Annotated in this window: 16 protein-coding genes; 7 read left to right on the forward strand and 9 right to left on the reverse strand. The window is 60.9% G+C overall.

What is annotated here, in order from left to right:
- Positions 1 to 124 precede the first annotated feature (124 nt).
- From LG385_RS20440 to LG385_RS20450, 3 genes are read left to right on the forward strand one after another with little or no spacing between them, the layout of a single operon-like run.
- Positions 125 to 1,132 (forward strand): methionine ABC transporter ATP-binding protein, encoded by a 1,008-nt coding sequence (locus LG385_RS20440; protein ID WP_225775689.1) that lies wholly within the window; start codon positions 125 to 127, stop codon positions 1,130 to 1,132.
- Positions 1,132 to 1,794: a methionine ABC transporter permease gene (locus LG385_RS20445; RefSeq protein ID WP_225775690.1), complete on the forward strand. Its 663-nt coding sequence runs from the start codon at positions 1,132 to 1,134 to the stop codon at positions 1,792 to 1,794. The genes LG385_RS20440 and LG385_RS20445 overlap by 1 nt, the downstream gene beginning before the upstream one ends.
- Positions 1,795 to 1,840: 46 nt before the next feature.
- Positions 1,841 to 2,614, forward strand: coding sequence for a MetQ/NlpA family ABC transporter substrate-binding protein (locus tag LG385_RS20450; protein ID WP_181111237.1), 774 nt, complete (start codon positions 1,841 to 1,843; stop codon positions 2,612 to 2,614).
- Positions 2,615 to 2,617: 3 nt separating this feature from the next.
- Here LG385_RS20450 and LG385_RS20455 read toward each other — a convergent pair whose 3' ends face one another.
- Complete coding sequence (locus tag LG385_RS20455) at positions 2,618 to 3,250, reverse strand: SCO family protein (protein WP_225775691.1); 633 nt, start codon at positions 3,248 to 3,250, stop codon at positions 2,618 to 2,620.
- 218 nt (positions 3,251 to 3,468) lie between these two features.
- Between LG385_RS20455 and LG385_RS20460 the strand changes: the two genes are divergently transcribed.
- Entirely contained in the window at positions 3,469 to 4,113 is a 645-nt protein-coding gene (locus tag LG385_RS20460) for a hypothetical protein (RefSeq protein ID WP_225775692.1), read from the forward strand.
- A 5-nt stretch (positions 4,114 to 4,118) separates the two neighbouring features.
- Here LG385_RS20460 and LG385_RS20465 read toward each other — a convergent pair whose 3' ends face one another.
- From LG385_RS20465 to LG385_RS20485, 5 genes are all read right to left on the reverse strand, one after another.
- Complete coding sequence (locus LG385_RS20465; protein WP_225776293.1) at positions 4,119 to 5,612, reverse strand: SulP family inorganic anion transporter; 1,494 nt, start codon at positions 5,610 to 5,612, stop codon at positions 4,119 to 4,121.
- Between the two features lie 238 nt (positions 5,613 to 5,850).
- Positions 5,851 to 6,570 (reverse strand): carbonic anhydrase, encoded by a 720-nt coding sequence (locus LG385_RS20470; RefSeq protein WP_225775693.1) that lies wholly within the window; start codon positions 6,568 to 6,570, stop codon positions 5,851 to 5,853.
- Between the two features lie 248 nt (positions 6,571 to 6,818).
- A complete protein-coding gene (locus LG385_RS20475) occupies positions 6,819 to 7,877 on the reverse strand; it encodes a PA0069 family radical SAM protein (protein ID WP_225775694.1) in 1,059 nt (352 codons plus the stop codon).
- 69 nt (positions 7,878 to 7,946) lie between these two features.
- Positions 7,947 to 9,293 (reverse strand): glucarate dehydratase, encoded by a 1,347-nt coding sequence (gudD, locus tag LG385_RS20480; RefSeq protein WP_225775695.1) that lies wholly within the window; start codon positions 9,291 to 9,293, stop codon positions 7,947 to 7,949.
- Between the two features lie 28 nt (positions 9,294 to 9,321).
- The gene (locus tag LG385_RS20485) at positions 9,322 to 10,677 is read right to left on the reverse strand and encodes an MFS transporter (protein WP_225775696.1); all 1,356 of its coding nucleotides are present in this window, start codon (positions 10,675 to 10,677) and stop codon (positions 9,322 to 9,324) included.
- A 259-nt stretch (positions 10,678 to 10,936) separates the two neighbouring features.
- Here LG385_RS20485 and LG385_RS20490 point away from each other — a divergent pair, with 259 nt between their 5' ends.
- Positions 10,937 to 11,650, forward strand: coding sequence for a FadR/GntR family transcriptional regulator (locus LG385_RS20490; RefSeq protein WP_225775697.1), 714 nt, complete (start codon positions 10,937 to 10,939; stop codon positions 11,648 to 11,650).
- A gap of 52 nt (positions 11,651 to 11,702) precedes the next feature.
- Here LG385_RS20490 and LG385_RS20495 read toward each other — a convergent pair whose 3' ends face one another.
- Both LG385_RS20495 and prlC read right to left on the reverse strand, forming a co-directional pair.
- Positions 11,703 to 11,975: a YheV family putative zinc ribbon protein gene (locus tag LG385_RS20495; RefSeq protein WP_181111229.1), complete on the reverse strand. Its 273-nt coding sequence runs from the start codon at positions 11,973 to 11,975 to the stop codon at positions 11,703 to 11,705.
- The gene (gene prlC / locus LG385_RS20500; protein WP_225775698.1) at positions 11,975 to 14,023 is read right to left on the reverse strand and encodes an oligopeptidase A; all 2,049 of its coding nucleotides are present in this window, start codon (positions 14,021 to 14,023) and stop codon (positions 11,975 to 11,977) included. The genes LG385_RS20495 and prlC overlap by 1 nt, the downstream gene beginning before the upstream one ends.
- A gap of 100 nt (positions 14,024 to 14,123) precedes the next feature.
- Between prlC and LG385_RS20505 the strand changes: the two genes are divergently transcribed.
- Together LG385_RS20505 and LG385_RS20510 are read left to right on the forward strand one after the other, a co-directional pair.
- Complete coding sequence (locus LG385_RS20505; protein ID WP_181111291.1) at positions 14,124 to 14,675, forward strand: gamma carbonic anhydrase family protein; 552 nt, start codon at positions 14,124 to 14,126, stop codon at positions 14,673 to 14,675.
- A gap of 6 nt (positions 14,676 to 14,681) precedes the next feature.
- Positions 14,682 to 15,338: an HAD family hydrolase gene (locus LG385_RS20510; RefSeq protein ID WP_225775699.1), complete on the forward strand. Its 657-nt coding sequence runs from the start codon at positions 14,682 to 14,684 to the stop codon at positions 15,336 to 15,338.
- Here the strand turns inward: LG385_RS20510 and LG385_RS20515 are convergent.
- Positions 15,306 to 16,400, reverse strand: a complete 1,095-nt coding sequence (locus LG385_RS20515) for an aminopeptidase (protein ID WP_225775700.1) — start codon at positions 16,398 to 16,400, stop codon at positions 15,306 to 15,308. The genes LG385_RS20510 and LG385_RS20515 overlap by 33 nt on opposite strands.
- Between the last annotated feature and the right edge of the window lie 46 nt (positions 16,401 to 16,446).

The raw sequence follows: 16,446 nt of genomic DNA on the forward strand, positions 1-16,446 counted from the left end.
GCAGCGGCTGCGGCAACCGGTCACGAAAGAAATACTGAAGCGGCGGCCTGCTCAGGCTAAAATGCGCGGTTTTGGCCAACCGCCCTCCATACGCGCCTCAGGGTGCGTGGCACGCAGGTGACCCGTGATCGAGTTTCAAGACGTCCACAAGACCTACCGGGTGGCAGGCCGGGATATTCCCGCCTTGCACCCCACCCGGTTACTGATCCCTTCAGGCCAGGTATTTGGCCTGATCGGCCATTCCGGCGCCGGCAAAAGCACCTTGCTGCGCCTGATCAACCGGCTGGAGCAGCCCAGCGGCGGCACCATACTCATCGATGGCGAAGACGTGACTGCCTATGGCGCGGACCGCCTGCGCCGGTTGCGCCAGCAGGTTGGCATGATCTTCCAGCACTTCAACCTGCTGGCGTCGAAAACCGTCGCCGACAACGTTGCGTTGCCGCTGCGCCTGGCGGGCGAACTTCCGTCGGCTGAAATCGACAAGCGCGTAGCCAGCCTGCTGGCGCGGGTTGGCTTGAGCGAACACGCGCGCAAGTTTCCGGCGCAGCTGTCCGGCGGGCAGAAGCAACGAGTGGGTATCGCGCGCGCGTTGTCCACCCAGCCGAAAATCCTGCTATGCGACGAGGCCACCAGTGCGCTGGACCCTCAAACCACAGCCTCGGTGCTGCGCCTGTTGGCCGAGATCAACCGCGAACTGAACCTCACCATCGTGTTGATCACCCACGAGATGGACGTGATCCGACGTGTATGTGATCAGGTAGCCGTGATGGACGCCGGGCGCATCGTGGAACAGGGCCCGGTAGCCGAGGTGTTTCTGCACCCCACCCATCCCACGACCAGGCGCTTTGTGCAGGAAGACGAGCAGATCGACGAAAGCGAACAGCGCGACGATTTCGCTCACGTGCCAGGGCGCATCGTGCGCCTGACCTTCCAGGGCGAAGCCACCTATGCGCCACTGCTGGGTACCGTTGCCCGGGAAACAGGCGTGGACTACAGCATCCTCGCTGGCCGTATCGACCGCATCAAGGATGCTCCTTATGGGCAGCTGACGCTGGCGATCACTGGCGGCGACATGGACGCAGCGTTCGCCCGCTTCGCACAAGCGGACGTACATATGGAGGTATTGCGGTGATGGAATTCTTTGCCAACATCGACTGGAGCGACATCTGGCTTGCCACGGTCGACACCCTGCTGATGCTCGGCGGCTCGCTGTTGTTCACGGTATTGCTCGGCTTGCCGCTGGGCGTGCTGCTGTTCCTCTGCGGCCCGCGGCAGCTGTTTGAACAACGCGGCATGTACGCTTTGCTTTCATTCGTGGTGAACGTACTGCGCTCCCTCCCGTTCATCATTCTGCTGATCGTGATGATCCCGCTGACCATCCTGATCACCGGCACTTCCCTGGGCATTGCAGGGGCGATTCCGCCGCTGGTGGTGGGGGCCACGCCGTTCTTCGCCCGCCTGGTCGAAACCGCGTTACGTGAGGTAGACCGCGGCATTATCGAAGCCACCCAGTCGATGGGCGCCACTACACGCCAGATCATCCTCAACGCGTTGTTGCCAGAAGCACGGCCAGGCATCTTCGCGGCGATTACCGTCACGGCCATCACACTGGTGTCCTATACCGCCATGGCGGGCCTGGTGGGTGCAGGTGGCCTGGGGGACCTGGCCATTCGCTTCGGCTACCAGCGATTCCAGACCAACGTGATGATCGTCACCGTGGTGTTGCTGATCGTCCTGGTGCAGGTGCTGCAAAGCATCGGCGACCGTCTGGTGATTCACTATTCCCGTAAATAAAAGTAAAGCCGCTCTTATCCCTGAGCGGCTTGCAGGAGCACTGACCATGAAAAAACTGCTGGTGGCATTCGCCACTGTTTTCAGCCTGGCCGCACACGCCAACGAAACGCTCACCGTTGCCGCCACTGCGGTGCCTCACGCCGAAATCCTCGAATTCGTGAAGCCAGCGCTGGCCGCACAGGGCGTAGACCTGAACGTGAAAGTATTCACCGATTACGTACAGCCTAACGTGCAAGTCGCAGAGAGCCGCCTGGACGCCAACTTCTTCCAGCACCAGCCCTACCTGAATGAATTCAATAACGGCAAGGGAACCAACCTGGTTGCCGTGACCGGCGTGCATCTGGAGCCGCTGGGCGCGTATTCAAGCAAGTACAAGAAGCTCGACGAGTTGCCGGGCGGTGCCAACGTGGTCATTCCCAACGACGCTACCAATGGCGGCCGCGCGCTGCTGTTGCTGCAAGCGGCAGGCTTGATCAAGCTGCAGAACCCGCGGGACATCCTGGCCACGCCGAAGGACATCATCGAAAACCCGAAAGACCTGAAAATCCGCGCCCTCGAAGCCGCCACCCTGCCACGGGTGCTGACGCAGGTGGACCTCGCGCTGATCAATACCAACTACGCCCTGGAAGCCAAACTGGACCCGGCCCGGGATGCTTTGGTGATCGAGGGCAACGACTCGCCTTATGTAAACATTCTGGTCGCCCGCCCGGACAACAAGGATTCGCCGGCCATGCAAAAGCTGGCTGCAGCCCTGCACAGCCCGGAGCTCAAGCAGTTCATCCTGGATAAATACAAAGGCGCGGTGCTGCCAGCCTTCTGAAGGTCAGTTGCTTTCCAGCAGCTGCGGCAAACGCTTCACCAGCAGGGCCGTGTCGAACGGCGCGCGGATAAACCCGCGTAGCCGACCGTCCGGCCCTATGACTGCCAGGTTGCCGCTGTGCTGTACAGTGTAATTGGGCTTGGTGGTATCCGGCGGCAGATAGGGAATGCCAGTTGCGGTCGAGAATTGCGTCAATACCGCTTCCGATGCCGTCAGCCCTTTGAAGCCCTTGTCGAAGTAACTCAGATAGTCCTTCATTTGCGCCGGCGTGTCCCGGTTCGGGTCAACGCTTACGAAGTACACCTGTAGCCGCTGCGCGGATGCCGAAGGCAGTTTGCGTTTCAGCTCTCGTAACTGCGCAAGCGTAGTGGGGCAAATGTCGGGGCAGAAGGTATAGCCGAAGAACAGCACGCTCCAGGTACCGGTAAGGCTATCCATCGCGACGGTGTGCCCGTCTTGATCGGTCATGTCCAGGCGGGGCATCGGGCGCCCTTGGGGAAGAACGATGAACCCAGCTTCCAGGAGCTCTGAACTTTCGTCCAGCCCGTCGCGGTTGATAGCCTTTTCGATCATCCAGCCGATCCCCAGAGCGACAATCACGATCAGGGCAGCGGTGGCTTTTTCGAGGCGGGTCATCTCATGGCTCCCAGAGGCATGCCACACGGTACGGTGATTCAGCACGCCGGAGCAAGCCTTCGGCAAGCCTCGAACCCTTAGAACTCTCGAAGCCCGTAATGGCTTTTAGCAATAACTCAAGGAAATAACCACGGACGGGTTATGAATATTTCATCTGACCCCTACCGTGGTGGCGACTATCGTAGGGGCTTTGCGCAAACGTATTAGCCGGAGTAAACATGAATACCGCCGCATTGCGCGAGCTGATCAAGCGTGCCCACAACCATGAGGCACAAACCGGCCAGCTCGCCGGCCTCCTGAATGGCCGCCTTAGCAACCTTCACTCCTCCATTCGCCTGAATGACGGCCAAAGCGAATCAGAGGCTACCCTGCACCGCTTCGTCGATGCCTATATCGAACAGGTGCCCGACCTGATCGACGCGGCGGCGCAAGTCGCGCTGGAGGCGGGCATCAGCCCGCAGATTCAACCGGTGCTGAACATTGCCTTGGAATACTTCCTGCGGCCGCCCGAATTGATAACCGGCCACGAGGGCCTGGACGGGTTGCTGGACGAAGCCTACCTGGCCCACCGCCTGGTGGAAGAGGTAAACGACCTGTATATCCGCCACTTCGCCCAGCCGTTGATACCGCTGGATACCACCGTTGCGAACCTGATCGCTCACAACCTTATCGGCGAACCCTTCGCGAACGAGCTGGATGAAGTGGTGCACCACTCCATGGACCAGCTGCTTGATGACGAAGCGTTCGAGCAGGAAACCGTTCAGGCGTACAAGGGCAAGCTCACCAGCCCCGAGACAGGCGCGGCGTGGAAACGCTGGCCTTGCCTGTCCCGTCAACTGGGGATTGAGATCAACGTTGCCTGACCGCGCTAAGCGCCTGCTCCCAAGCCGGTGCTGGTGCGCAAGCGGCCTTCCACACGGCGCTTGAGGCCGCGGCTTTCGATGATCAACCGGGAGCCGCTGGCCTGATTGGCCCGCCCCCAATCTTCCAGCAGTTCCAGGCACGAATGGTCGATGTAGCTCAGCCCTCCCAGCGGCACATGCACCTCCGTACCCGGCTCGATGGTGCCCAGCGCCTTGGTCAGCGCGGGTACCTTCAGGAAGGTGGCCGACCCGGTCAGGCGCAGTTCGACCCGGCGTTCGCCGGCAGGCACTACGGCGATCTTCAAGCGCGCGGCTTTGAGTGCCAGCTTCAGCAACGTAAGGGCGAAGCCCAGCAGCACGCCGGTCAGCAGGTCCGTGAATACGATGGCCAGCGCTGTAGCGGCGTAGGTGAACATTGGCATGCGCCCATAACGTCCCAACCCGCGGAAGGCCTTGAAGTCCACCAGCTTCACGCCGGTGAACACCAGCACACCGGCCAGGCTGGCCACTGGAATCTGCTGCAGCACGCTGGACAACACTACAACGAACGCCAGCAACCAAAGGCCATGCAGGATTGCCGAGGCGCGGGTTTGCGCGCCTGCCTGTACGTTGGCGGAGCTGCGTACGATCACGCCCGTCATGGGCAGGGCCCCAAGCAGGCCGCAGAGCATGTTGCCCACCCCCTGGGCCGACAGCTCACGGTCGAAATCCGATCGCACCCCACTGTGCATGCGATCTACTGCGGCTGCCGATAGCAATGTCTCCGCGCTTGCAATAAAAGCCAAGGCAACAGCGGCAATCAAGAGGGTAGGGTCCGCCAAGGCCATCAAGTCGGCCGGCTTGAGCAGGTCGATGGCATCAGCAAGGTTGGCGGGCACTTCCACACGCTTTACCTGCAGCGGGAGAATAATACTGAGCGCCGTCGCCGTGGCTACACCCAGCAAGGCACCCGGTACGAATCGCAGGCGGGCAGGGCGTAGCTTTTCCCACGCCCACATGATGGCGATGGTGAGCACGCCGAGCATCCCTGCTTGCCAACCCAAACCACCACCTAGGGCCGGCAGGGCCTCGCTGACTGCGCCGGGAAATTGCAGCAAGTTGGCAACGCCAGACGGCTGCGGTGACTGGTCAAGCATTACGTGCACCTGTGAAAGCACGATCAGCACGCCGATACCCGCCAGCATGCCGTACACCACCGCAGGCGCCGTCACCCGGAACCAGCAGCCGAGGCGAAACCGGCCTGCCGCAAACTGCAGAACACCCGCCAGCAGCAAGATAGGCCCCAACATGGCCAAGCCGTGCTGGCGGACCAGTTCGAATACCAATACGGCCAAACCGGCTGCGGGGCCGCTCACCTGCAAGGGCGAACCTGCCAGAAAGCCCACTACCAGGCCGCCCACGATGCCGGTAACCAAACCTTTTGCGGGCGGCACGCCCGAGGCGATGGCAATGCCCATGCACAAGGGCAATGCCACGAGGAAAACCACGACCGAAGCCATCAGTTCGCGCGGCAGGGCCGCCTTGATTTGCGCAATATTCACGTCGCTCTCCTGAAGTTACTTCAGGCCGCGGCCGCACCGTTACACCAGGCACACCGGCATTGTTCCGGGCACGCGGCAACCGCCGGGCACCCAGACGCTATACAAGTTGACCCGTTCGTTGATTGTTCTTATTAAACGGAAACGGCCTGAACCACGCCGGGCGTAGTTCCCATGGCCTATGACAATTGAACCGCTTCTAGAAACGGCCTTTCGGGGTTGCGCTTGGAGTTGGATGAGGACCATCCAGAGGCAGGAAGCAATCTCGCTCCGCGTCGTACGCTTTGATTTCGCTGGTTTCGATGTTGTACACCCACCCGTGGATAAACAGGTGGCCGCTGGCAATGCGGGCCGCGACAGAGGGGTGGGTACGCAGGTGTTGAAGCTGGGCGATCACGTTTTCTTCGGTGAGTACGGCCATGGTTTCGGCTTCAGTCGCGCAATTGCAGTTCTCGTGAACCACTGTCTTTGCGACTTCGGCGTGGCGCAGCCAGGCCTTCACGGTCGGCATCTTTTCGAGGCTGTCCGGGTTCAGCACCGCACGCATCGCGCCGCAGTCCGAGTGGCCGCAAATGATCACGTGCTGCACGCCTAGCGCCATCACTGCGTATTCAAGCGCGGTGGAAACGCCTCCGTTCATTTGCCCATAAGGAGGCACTACGTTGCCTACGTTGCGGGTTACGAACAAGTCGCCCGGCGAGCTATGGGTGATCAGCTCCGGCACGATGCGCGAATCGGCGCAGGTAATGAACATTGCGCGTGGCTTTTGCGCGGTGGCCAGCTTCTTGAACAGCGCTTGCTGTTCAGGGAAGACCTCCTGATGGAAATGCCGGAAACCGTCGACAATATGTTGCAGCGCTTGCTCTGCGCTTTCGGCCACTGTGGAGGGGTCGGGTAACGGTTGATCCTTCGGGTCCATGCTGCATCCTCTTGATGGTAGGAAAAGTCCCACTCAGGTCGGGAGAAAAATCCTACACCGAAATCTTAAAATTCCGTATTACAGAAACTGTGACCGGATAAGACAAATCTGATATTAGGTCGAGTTTCTTAATTAAAGCTGAAGTTGATGGGCGCTTTGTTCAGGGTGACAAGCGGCGCAATGCCACTAGTGAAGTTCGTTAGTGGCAGTTTGCTTTCTCCGCTTTATATATTAAACGCCATGACTTATCACAATAAGGCCAGCTGCCGCCCGGGCGGGCAGAACAACGAGCAATCCAACGGTTGATCTTCCCGCAGACCCAAGCCCGCCTTCTTGACCGCGGCAGCGAAACGCCGGGCGATAAGCTGAGCAAACACGCCTTCGCCTTTCATCCGTGCGCCAAACTGCGAGTTATACAGCTCACCGCCCCGGCTCTGGCGGATGAGGCTCAATACATGGGCCGCGCGTTGCGGATAATGAACACCCAGCCATTCCTCGAACAGTGGCGCGACTTCCAGCGGAAGCCGCAGCAGCACGTAGTGGGCACTGCGCGCACCTGAATCGGCTGCGGCCTGGATCATCGCTTCCAATTCATGGTCGTTGATCATCGGAATGATCGGGGCGCAGATTGCGCCCACTGGCACCCCGGCTTGCGCCAACACCCGGATCGCCCGCAGACGCGCACCGCCAGAGGCGGCACGGGGCTCCAGGGTTCGCTTGAGCTCATCGTCAAGCGTGGTGAGGCTGACCATCACCCTGACCAACCGCAATGCGGCCATTTCCTGAAGCAGGTCAAGGTCACGCAGCACCATCGCCCTCTTTGTGGTGATGGTGACCGGGTGCCGATAACGAAGCAGGGTTTCCAGCAATTGCCGGGTGATCCGGTATTGCTGCTCGATAGGCTGGTAGGGGTCGGTATTGGCGCCCAGGGCTATTGGCGCACACCGGTAGCCTGGCTTGCTCAAGGCCTCTTCAAGCCGCTCGGCAGCGTTGGTCTTGGCAATCAAGCGGGTTTCGAAATCCAGGCCCGGCGACATGTCCCAGTAGGCATGGGTAGGGCGGGCGAAGCAGTAGATACAACCATGCTCGCATCCCCGATACGGGTTGATAGAGCGGTCGAAGGGTATGTCTGGCGAGGTGTTGCGGGCGATGATGCTTTTGGCATGCTCGATCCGTACCTCGGTGTGAATGGTGGCCGGTACTTCTTGATACCAGCCGTCGTCCTCGGCCGTGGACTGGAGGCCATGAAAACGGTTATCCGGATTGCTGACCGTGCCACGGCCACGCTGCGGCGCTCTGGGTAACATACGGGGCCCCTATGCTGTATATGGATACAGTATAAACGCCCCGCCAGGGTCACGCTTGCCCCTCGTCGGTTACCGCACCAGGCATGGCCGCTTGTTGTCGAAGCGCCAGTTCGGAATCAGGAACTGCATGGCAACCGCGTCGTCCCGCGCGCCAAGGCCCATGCCTTTGTACAGCTCATGGGCATGCGCCACGGCATCCATGTCGATGTCGACCCCAAGCCCAGGCTTTTTCGGCACCTGCACGTGGCCGTCGATAATCTGCAAAGGCTCGCGGGTCAGGCGTTGACCATCCTGCCAGATCCAGTGCGTGTCGATCGCGGTGATATCGCCCGGCGCCGCAGCGGCAACCTGCGTAAACATCGCGAGGGAGATGTCGAAGTGGTTGTTGGAATGTGAACCCCAGGTAAGGCCCCAGTCGTTACACATCTGCGCCACCCGCACAGAGCCTTGCATCGTCCAGAAATGCGGGTCCGCCAAGGGAATATCCACTGCCTGGGACTGAATTGCATGGCCCATCTGCCGCCAGTCGGTGGCGATCATGTTGGTTGCGGTCGGCAGGCCGGTCGCCCGGCGGAATTCAGCCATCACCTCGCGGCCGGAATAACCCTCTTCCGCGCCGCAGGGATCTTCAGCGTAGGCCAGCACATGGTGCTGATCGCGGCACAGGCGGATAGCTTCCTTGAGTGACCAAGCGCCGTTAGGGTCCAGCGTAATGCGCGCGTCCGGGAAGCGCTCGGCCAGCGCCGTTACCGCCTCGATCTCTTCCTCGCCGCGCAGCACGCCGCCCTTGAGCTTGAAATCGTTGAAGCCATACCGCGCCTTTGCCGCTTCCGCCAGGCGTACCACCGCTTGCGGCGTAAGGGCTTTCTCGTTACGCAGGCGGAACCAGTCATCGCCTTCGGTTTCGGTGCGATAACCGAGGTCCGTCTGGTTGCGGTCACCGATATAGAAGAGGTACCCCAGCATCTTCACGGCATCGCGCTGCTGACCTTCACCCAGCAAGGCGGCGACCGGCACCTCAAGGAATTGACCCAGAAGGTCCAGGAGCGCGGCTTCCATGGCGGTGACGGCATGGATGGTAATGCGCAGGTCGAACGTTTGCAGGCCGCGGCCGGCGCTGTCTCGAGCGGCAAAGGCCTCGCGCATGCGGTTGAGAATCTGCTGATAGTTACCGATAGGCTGGCCTACAACCAGGCTGCGGGCATCCTCGAGGGTTTCACGGATGCGCTCGCCGCCGGGCACTTCACCAACGCCAACGTGCCCGGCGTTGTCCTTGAGAATCACGATATTGCGGGTAAAGAAGGGCCCGTGGGCGCCGCTGAGGTTAAGCAGCATGCTGTCGTGCCCAGCCACCGGGATTACCTGCAACTCGGTCACGATGGGGGCTTGGCCGGCTACGCGGGAAAAATCGTTCATGGTCATGTCCTTGTCGGGTTCGTGAGGCTCAGTGGGTCTTGCCAAGCGCGGGGCCGGCAGGCTCATGGGGCAGGGCATCCTGGCTGTTGGGCCGTGTCTTGGCGAAGAACACCAGAATGGCGGCAAGGATCGACGTGCCGGCCAGACCATACAGGCCACCTACGATCGAGCCGGTCTGCTGTTCGAGAAAGCCGAAGGTCGCAGGGGCGAAGAACCCGCCAAGGTTGCCCAGCGAGTTGATCAGGGCAATAACCGCCGCGGCGATCCGTGCATCGAGGTAGGCCTGCGGGATTGGCCAGAACAACGAGGACGCCGACTTGAACCCGATTGCGGCGAAGCACACCGCCACGAAGGCAAAGATCGGCCCGCTGGTGGTGGACAGGAACATGCCCAGTGCGGCAATCAACAGCGCGCAGGCGACCCAGGCCTGCTGGAACTTCCATTTGCCCGACGCAGCGGCGAAGCCATACATGGCGATGATCGAAATCAACCATGGAATGGAGTTGAACAGGCCTACCTGGAAATCGGTAAGGTCGCCCATTTTCTTGATGATGCTGGGCAACCAGAAGGTTGCCGCATAGATCGTCAGCTGGATGCAGAAGTACAACGCGCAGAACAGCAGGATCTGGCCATCTTTCAAAAGCTGGCCTACGGTCGGCTTGATCGTGGTCATGGCCTCGCGCTCACGCTGTTCCTGCTCGATGGCGTTTACCAGGGCATCCTGTTCCTCTACGGCCAACCACTTGGCATCGTGCGGCTTGGAATCCAGCCAGAACCACACCACGAAGCACAGGCACACCGACGCCAGCCCTTCAATCAGGAACATCCACTGCCAGCCGTGCATGTTCAGGCCCTCGATCCCGAGCAATGCACCGGACAGCGGGCCGGAGATCAACGAAGCGAGTGCCGAACCGCTGAGGAAGATGGCGATGGCTTTGCCGCGCTCCACGCCAGGCAACCAGCGAGTGAAGTAATAGATCACCCCGGGGAAGAACCCGGCCTCGGCGATGCCGAGCAGGAAGCGAAGGATATAGAAATGGGTTTCGGTCTGGATGAACGCCATCATCGTGGCGACGATGCCCCAGGTGAACATGATGCGGGTAAGCCATACCCGGGCGCCTACGCGCTGAAGCAGCATGTTGGACGGCACTTCGAACAGCGCATAACCAATGAAGAACAGCCCCGCGCCGAAGCCGTAGGCAGCGGCACCGATGCCAAGGTCATGCTCGAGATGGGTACGCACGAAGCCGATGTTCACACGGTCAATGTAATTGACGATGAACATGATGACGAACAACGGCAGCACCCGCTGTTTTACCTTCGCAACGGCGCGCGCCAGCACTGGATTCACGTCGCCACCGGCGACCAGGCTTGGATTGCTCACATTCGATACTCCCACTGTTTATTTTTATGCGGGGAAAGGCGCGGTGCGCCTGAAAGCGCGGTGTCGACCGTCGTGGCGGTGACTCGCTGCCAGACATCATACAACTGCAAGTCGAGCCGGACAACGCCCGCTGAGCAATCAATGGGTTATTTCTAAAGCAGCATCGTGGTAACAGCCCAATATTTGTGCGTTGTCATACAAGGTCAACGTTCTGCGGCGCCAGTGGTAATATGACTGCCATTTCTCCAGGACACGTACTATGGCCCCGGACAGCGAACCTCAGGCACGACGTCGCACGCCCAACCTGGCCCATGATCTGGTCAACGAACTGACCCAACGCATCTTGCAGGGCGAATTCGCCACCGGGCAGAAACTGCCCTCGGAAACGGCAATCGTCAGCGAGCACGGGGTGAGCCGCACCGTAGTACGCGAGGCTCTATCAAAACTTCAGGCCGCGGGGCTGGTGGAAACCCGCCATGGCGTGGGTACGTTTGTGCTGGAGCGGCGGGCACACGCGGGGCTTCGGCTTAACGTCGACACGCTGACCAATGTGCGCAGCGTGCTGGAGCTGCGCATGGGCCTGGAAACCCAGGCGGCCTCACTGGCTGCCCGGCGCCGTACGGATGCACAGCTGGCGCAGATGCGCGAGGCACTGGATGACTACGGGCGGCTGCTGGCAAACAACGATAGCTGTGTGGAGGCCGACCGGCGTTTTCATCTGCTGATCGCTCAGGCCACGGGCAATAACTGCTTTCCCGACATGCTGATGCACCTGGGCGCGTCATTGATCCCGCGCACGCAGCTCAATGCACAGGAGCGCGGCAGTGAAGATTTCAGCCAGTTGGGAAAGATGGCTCAAGCCGAGCACGAAGCGATTTATCAGGCCATTCGCCGGCAGGACGCCGATGCCGCCCGCGCCGCCATGCTGCTGCACTTGAGCAACAGCATGGAGCGGTTTCATGCAGGGCCGTGATCAGTCGCCCCCGTAGCAGCACGCCGCGGAAGCGACCCGCGACGGCCTTGGCTCAGGGCTTCTTGAGCTTGGGGTTGGGGAAGAACTGCACGGTCTGCACTTTGGGTTTTGCAGGCTTGGGCTCTGCCTGGTTCACCCGGGTACCGAGCTCTCGCGGGATGGACTGCCCCTGCGCATTCAGCGTGTCGGAGTAGCCACAGGCCACGCATTCACGGTGCGGAACGTCGTCTTCGTTCCACATCATGAGTTTGTCCATCTCGCTGCATGCCGGGCATACCGCCCCGGCGATGAAGCGCTTTTTGGTCTTGGTCACTACCGCCTCCATTACGCTGCCTCTTCCACCAGGCCGCTGTGCCGCAGCAGCGCATCAATGGACGGTTCACGGCCGCGGAAGTCTACGAACAACACGAGCGGCGCCTGCGACCCACCACGGGCGAGGATGGCTTCGCGGAAGGCACGCCCGGTTTGCGGATTGAGTACTCCGTCTTCCTCGAAGCGCGAGAACGCATCGGCCGACAGTACTTCCGCCCACTTGTAGCTGTAGTACCCCGCCGCATAACCGCCGGCGAAGATATGCGAGAAGCTGTTAGGGAAGCGGTTGTAAGCCGGTGGGCGCATGACCGATACCTGATCGCGAATCTGCTCGAGCACCTGCAGCGGCGTACGGCCGTCGCCGTGGGTGGCGTGCAACTCGAAGTCGAAGAGGGAGAATTCCAGCTGGCGAACCATCATCAGGCCCGACTGGAAGTTCTTGGCGGCCAGCATCTTCTCCAGCAGGTCTTGCGGCAATGGCTCACCGGTTTGGTAGTGGCCGGAGATCAGTGCCAGGCCTTCCGGCTCCCAGCACCAGTTTTCCATGAACTGGCTTGGCAGCTCTACGGCATCCCAGGCCACGCCGTTGATTCCCGACACGCCAGCGTGCTCGATGCGGGTGAGCAAATGATGCAGCCCATGACCGAACTCGTGGAAGAGGGTGGTCACTTCGTCATGGGTCAGCAGCGCTGGCTTGCCCGGTGCCGCCGGGTTGAAATTGCACACCAGGTTGGCGACGGGGCTCTGCAAGCTGCCATGCGCGGTGCGGCGACGGTCCTTGGCGCCGTCCATCCAGGCACCACCCCGCTTGTTGGCGCGGGCGTACAGGTCGAAGAAGAACCGGCCCACGTGCTCGCCGTTCTCCTTGATTTCAAACAGCCGGACATCAGGATGCCAGCTGTCGAAGCCCTTCTGCTCACTGATTTCGATGCCATAGAGGCGTTGCACGATCGCAAACAACCCGCTCAGCACCTTATCCACCGGGAAATAGGCGCGTAGGGTTTCCTGGGAAACGCTGTAGCGCTGTTCGCGCAGCTTCTCACCGTAATACCCACTGTCCCAGCTTTGAAGGTCCGGGCAACCCTGCTCGGCTGCGTAAGCCTTGAGCTGTGCCAGGTCCTTCTCGGCAAAGGGTTTGCTGCGTTGGGCAAGGTCACGCAGGAAGCCCAGCACCTGATCACTGGAGTCGGCCATCTTGGTTGCCAGGCTCAGCTCTGCATAGTTGGCGAAGCCCAGCAGGTGCGCCAGTTCCTGACGCAGGTTGAGGATTTCTTCCATTACCGGGCCGTTGTCATTCTGGCCGGCATTCGGGCCCTGCTCGGAGGCTCGCGTGCAGTAAGCGACATACACTTCTTCGCGCAATGCGCGGTCTTCGGCGTAGGTCATCACGGCGTAATAGCTTGGGAATTCGAGCGTGATCAGCCAGCCATCCAGGCCCTTGGCCTGAGCGGCTGCGGCCATTTGCGCGCGCGCCGAATCGGTGAGGCCGGCCAGGGTACGCTCGTCGGTGACGTGTTTGGTCCAGGCTTGGGTGGCGTCGAGCAACTGGTTGGAGAACTTGCTGCCCAGCTCAGACAGCTTGCTCTGCACTTCGGCGTAGCGCTTCTGTTGCTCAGGCGGCAGATCGATGCCGGACAAGCGGAAGTCCCGGAGCGAATGCTCGAGAATGGTTTTTTGCGCCAGATCGAAATGCTCGCTTTCGGGGCTGCTGGCCAAGGCCTGAAAGGCTTCGAACAGTTCGCGGTTCTGGCCCAGCTCAGTGGAATAGGCGCTAAGTGCCGGCAGGCACGCTTCATAGGCCTGGCGCAGCTCAGGGCTATTGCACACGGCATTGAGGTGGCTTACCGGGCTCCAGGCCGCGCCGAGGCGGTCGTTGAGCTCATCAAGGGCCAGCACCAGGCCTTCCCAGGTAGGCGCATTGCCCTCGCGCTCGAGGATTGCGCTGACCGCGGCACGGTTATCCGCGAGAATACGCTCGATAGCCGGCTGCACGTGCTCAGGGAGAATCGCCGAAAACGGTGGCAGGTCGTAGGGCTGGAGCAGCGGATTGGTCTCGGTCACGGTCACACACCTTGGCTTGAGAAGAAACACCGGTCATCTTAATTACAATCAGCGGCCACCGCAGCATCGGCGGCCGCTATTGTCATAGCAGAAGGAAACTATCGTGATTCGCACATTCGCCGGGGCACGCCCCGTTGTGGGGCCCAGGGCCTTTGTCGATGCCAGCGCCGTGGTCATCGGGGACGTAGAAATCGGCGAGGACAGCTCCGTCTGGCCTTTGACCGTGATTCGCGGCGATATGCACCGCATTCGAATCGGCAAGCGCACCAGCGTGCAGGACGGCAGCGTGCTGCATATTACCCATGCCGGGCCTTTCAACGAGGGCGGCTTCCCGCTCACCATCGGGGACGAGGTGACGATCGGCCATAAGGTGATCCTGCATGGCTGCACCCTGGGCAGCCGAATTCTGGTGGGGATGGGTAGCACGGTGATGGACGGCGCGGTGGTGGAGGATGAAGTGATCATCGGCGCCGGCAGCCTCGTACCGCCGGGTAAGACATTGGCAAGCGGCTTCCTGTATATCGGCAGCCCGGTCAAGCAGGCGCGCCCATTGACCGAGAAGGAACGCTCCTTCTTCAGCTATACCGCTGGCAATTACGTAAAGCTCAAAGACCAGCACCTGGCCGAAGGCTTTGATCAACCGGCAGTGTGAGTAACCATGCCTTATCAAAACATCTTGTTCGACCTCGACGGTACCTTGACGGACCCGCGTGAGGGCATCACCAAGTCCATCCAATACGCACTGGCGCAACTGGGTATCGACGAGCCCGACCTGCGCAAGCTTGAGCACTTTATCGGGCCGCCGCTGCTGGAAGCATTCATGCAGTTCTACGGCTTCGATGAAACCCGTGCCTGGGCCGCGGTGAACTTTTATCGCGAACGCTTCAAGGTAACCGGCCTGTACGAAAACGAGGTGTTCGAAGGGGTTATCGAGCTGCTCGACACACTGCGTGAGCAGGGCCGCGACCTGTTTGTGGCAACCTCCAAGCCTTGGGAGTTCGCCCGTGAAATCGCTCGCCACTTCGGCTTCGATCGGCACTTCAAGGTTATCTATGGCAGCGAGCTGGACGGCACCCGCACCAACAAGGTCGAGCTTATCGCCCACCTCTTGGCAACAGAGCAGCTGGACTCTGCCCACACATTGATGATCGGCGACCGCAAGCATGACCTGATCGGGGCGCGGCAGAACGGCCTCGCCGCAGTTTCAGTGGGCTATGGCTTTGGCAGCACCGAGGAGCTCAGTGCCCAGGCGCCCGAATTCCACTTCGACACCGTGGCCGAACTACACCGGGCCTTTGCCGAGCAACGCTTGTAGTGCCTGTTGGCGCTGGGCGGGGGCAAGCGCAGCCAGGCCACGGACGGCCTGGTAGAACGCCGGCCACTGCGCTCCGCTTTGCCGGTAGAGCGTGGCAAATGCCGGCACCCACTGGTCGTAAAGCCCGAAGGGCAGCAGTTTGGCATTGTTGATGGGGGCGTCCACCCAGGCGTCATAGGCGCCTTTGCCACCCCATTCGGTATCCCGCAGGCGGCGGTAGGCCTGCCTGAAGTTCTCTATTTCAGCTTTCTTGCCCGCACGCATGGCCTCTGCCGGTAGCGGCTGCGCGTACAGTGCCCCAAGCCGGCCGCGCAGGCCGAGCACCATTTGCACGAAAGCGTCCCTGCGCACGTTCTGGCTGCCCTCCTGTGGTGGCAACCCCCGGGCCGCTCGCCACTGCCGTGTGCCTTCCTGCTCCACGAATGTTGCGAAGGATTCGTTGAACGGCGTGTCGTCGGGGACATACACCTGCTGGTGCGCTAACTCATGGAAGATCAGCGTGGCCAGGCGCTCGTCGCCCCAATTCATCATGGAGCTGACGATAGGGTCATCGAACCATCCCAACGTGGAATACGCTTCCACTCCACCCATATACACATCGAATCCCTGTTGGCGCAGCAAGGCTGCCGCACCGCGGGCGCGGCCTTGCTCGTAGTACCCGCGGTAGGCAACGCAACCGGCAATGGGGAAACAATACTCAACGGGGTTCAGGGAAAATTCCTGGGTCGCGAACACGTTCCACACCACGAACGGGCGATGGATGTCTGCATAAAGCCGATAGCTTAGGTTATCGGGCAAGCTCAACTGCTGGCTTGCGAACGCTCGCGCCTTCTCGGCTTCCGCCAGGCGGGCTCGCAAAGCAGGGTCACGACCGGAATCCTCGATCACCCGGGCCACTGGCTCCCGGGCGCGCAACAGGCTCAGCTGCCCTCGCGCCAACTGCTGGTAGTAGTCCAATGTGCTGCAACCGCTCAGCAGGAAAAAACCCAGCGCGGGAACCAAACCTTTGAAAAAGCGGTCGAGTGAGCCGTGGCGTGAACGCCCCACAATAAATCCGAACATGCGTCAGGTCGCCTTGAAGGGGCCCTCTCGGGGCCTAATTTCAGCG

This window comes from Pseudomonas sp. Marseille-Q5115 (assembly GCF_916618905.1).
Classification (GTDB): domain Bacteria; phylum Pseudomonadota; class Gammaproteobacteria; order Pseudomonadales; family Pseudomonadaceae; genus Aquipseudomonas; species Aquipseudomonas japonica_A.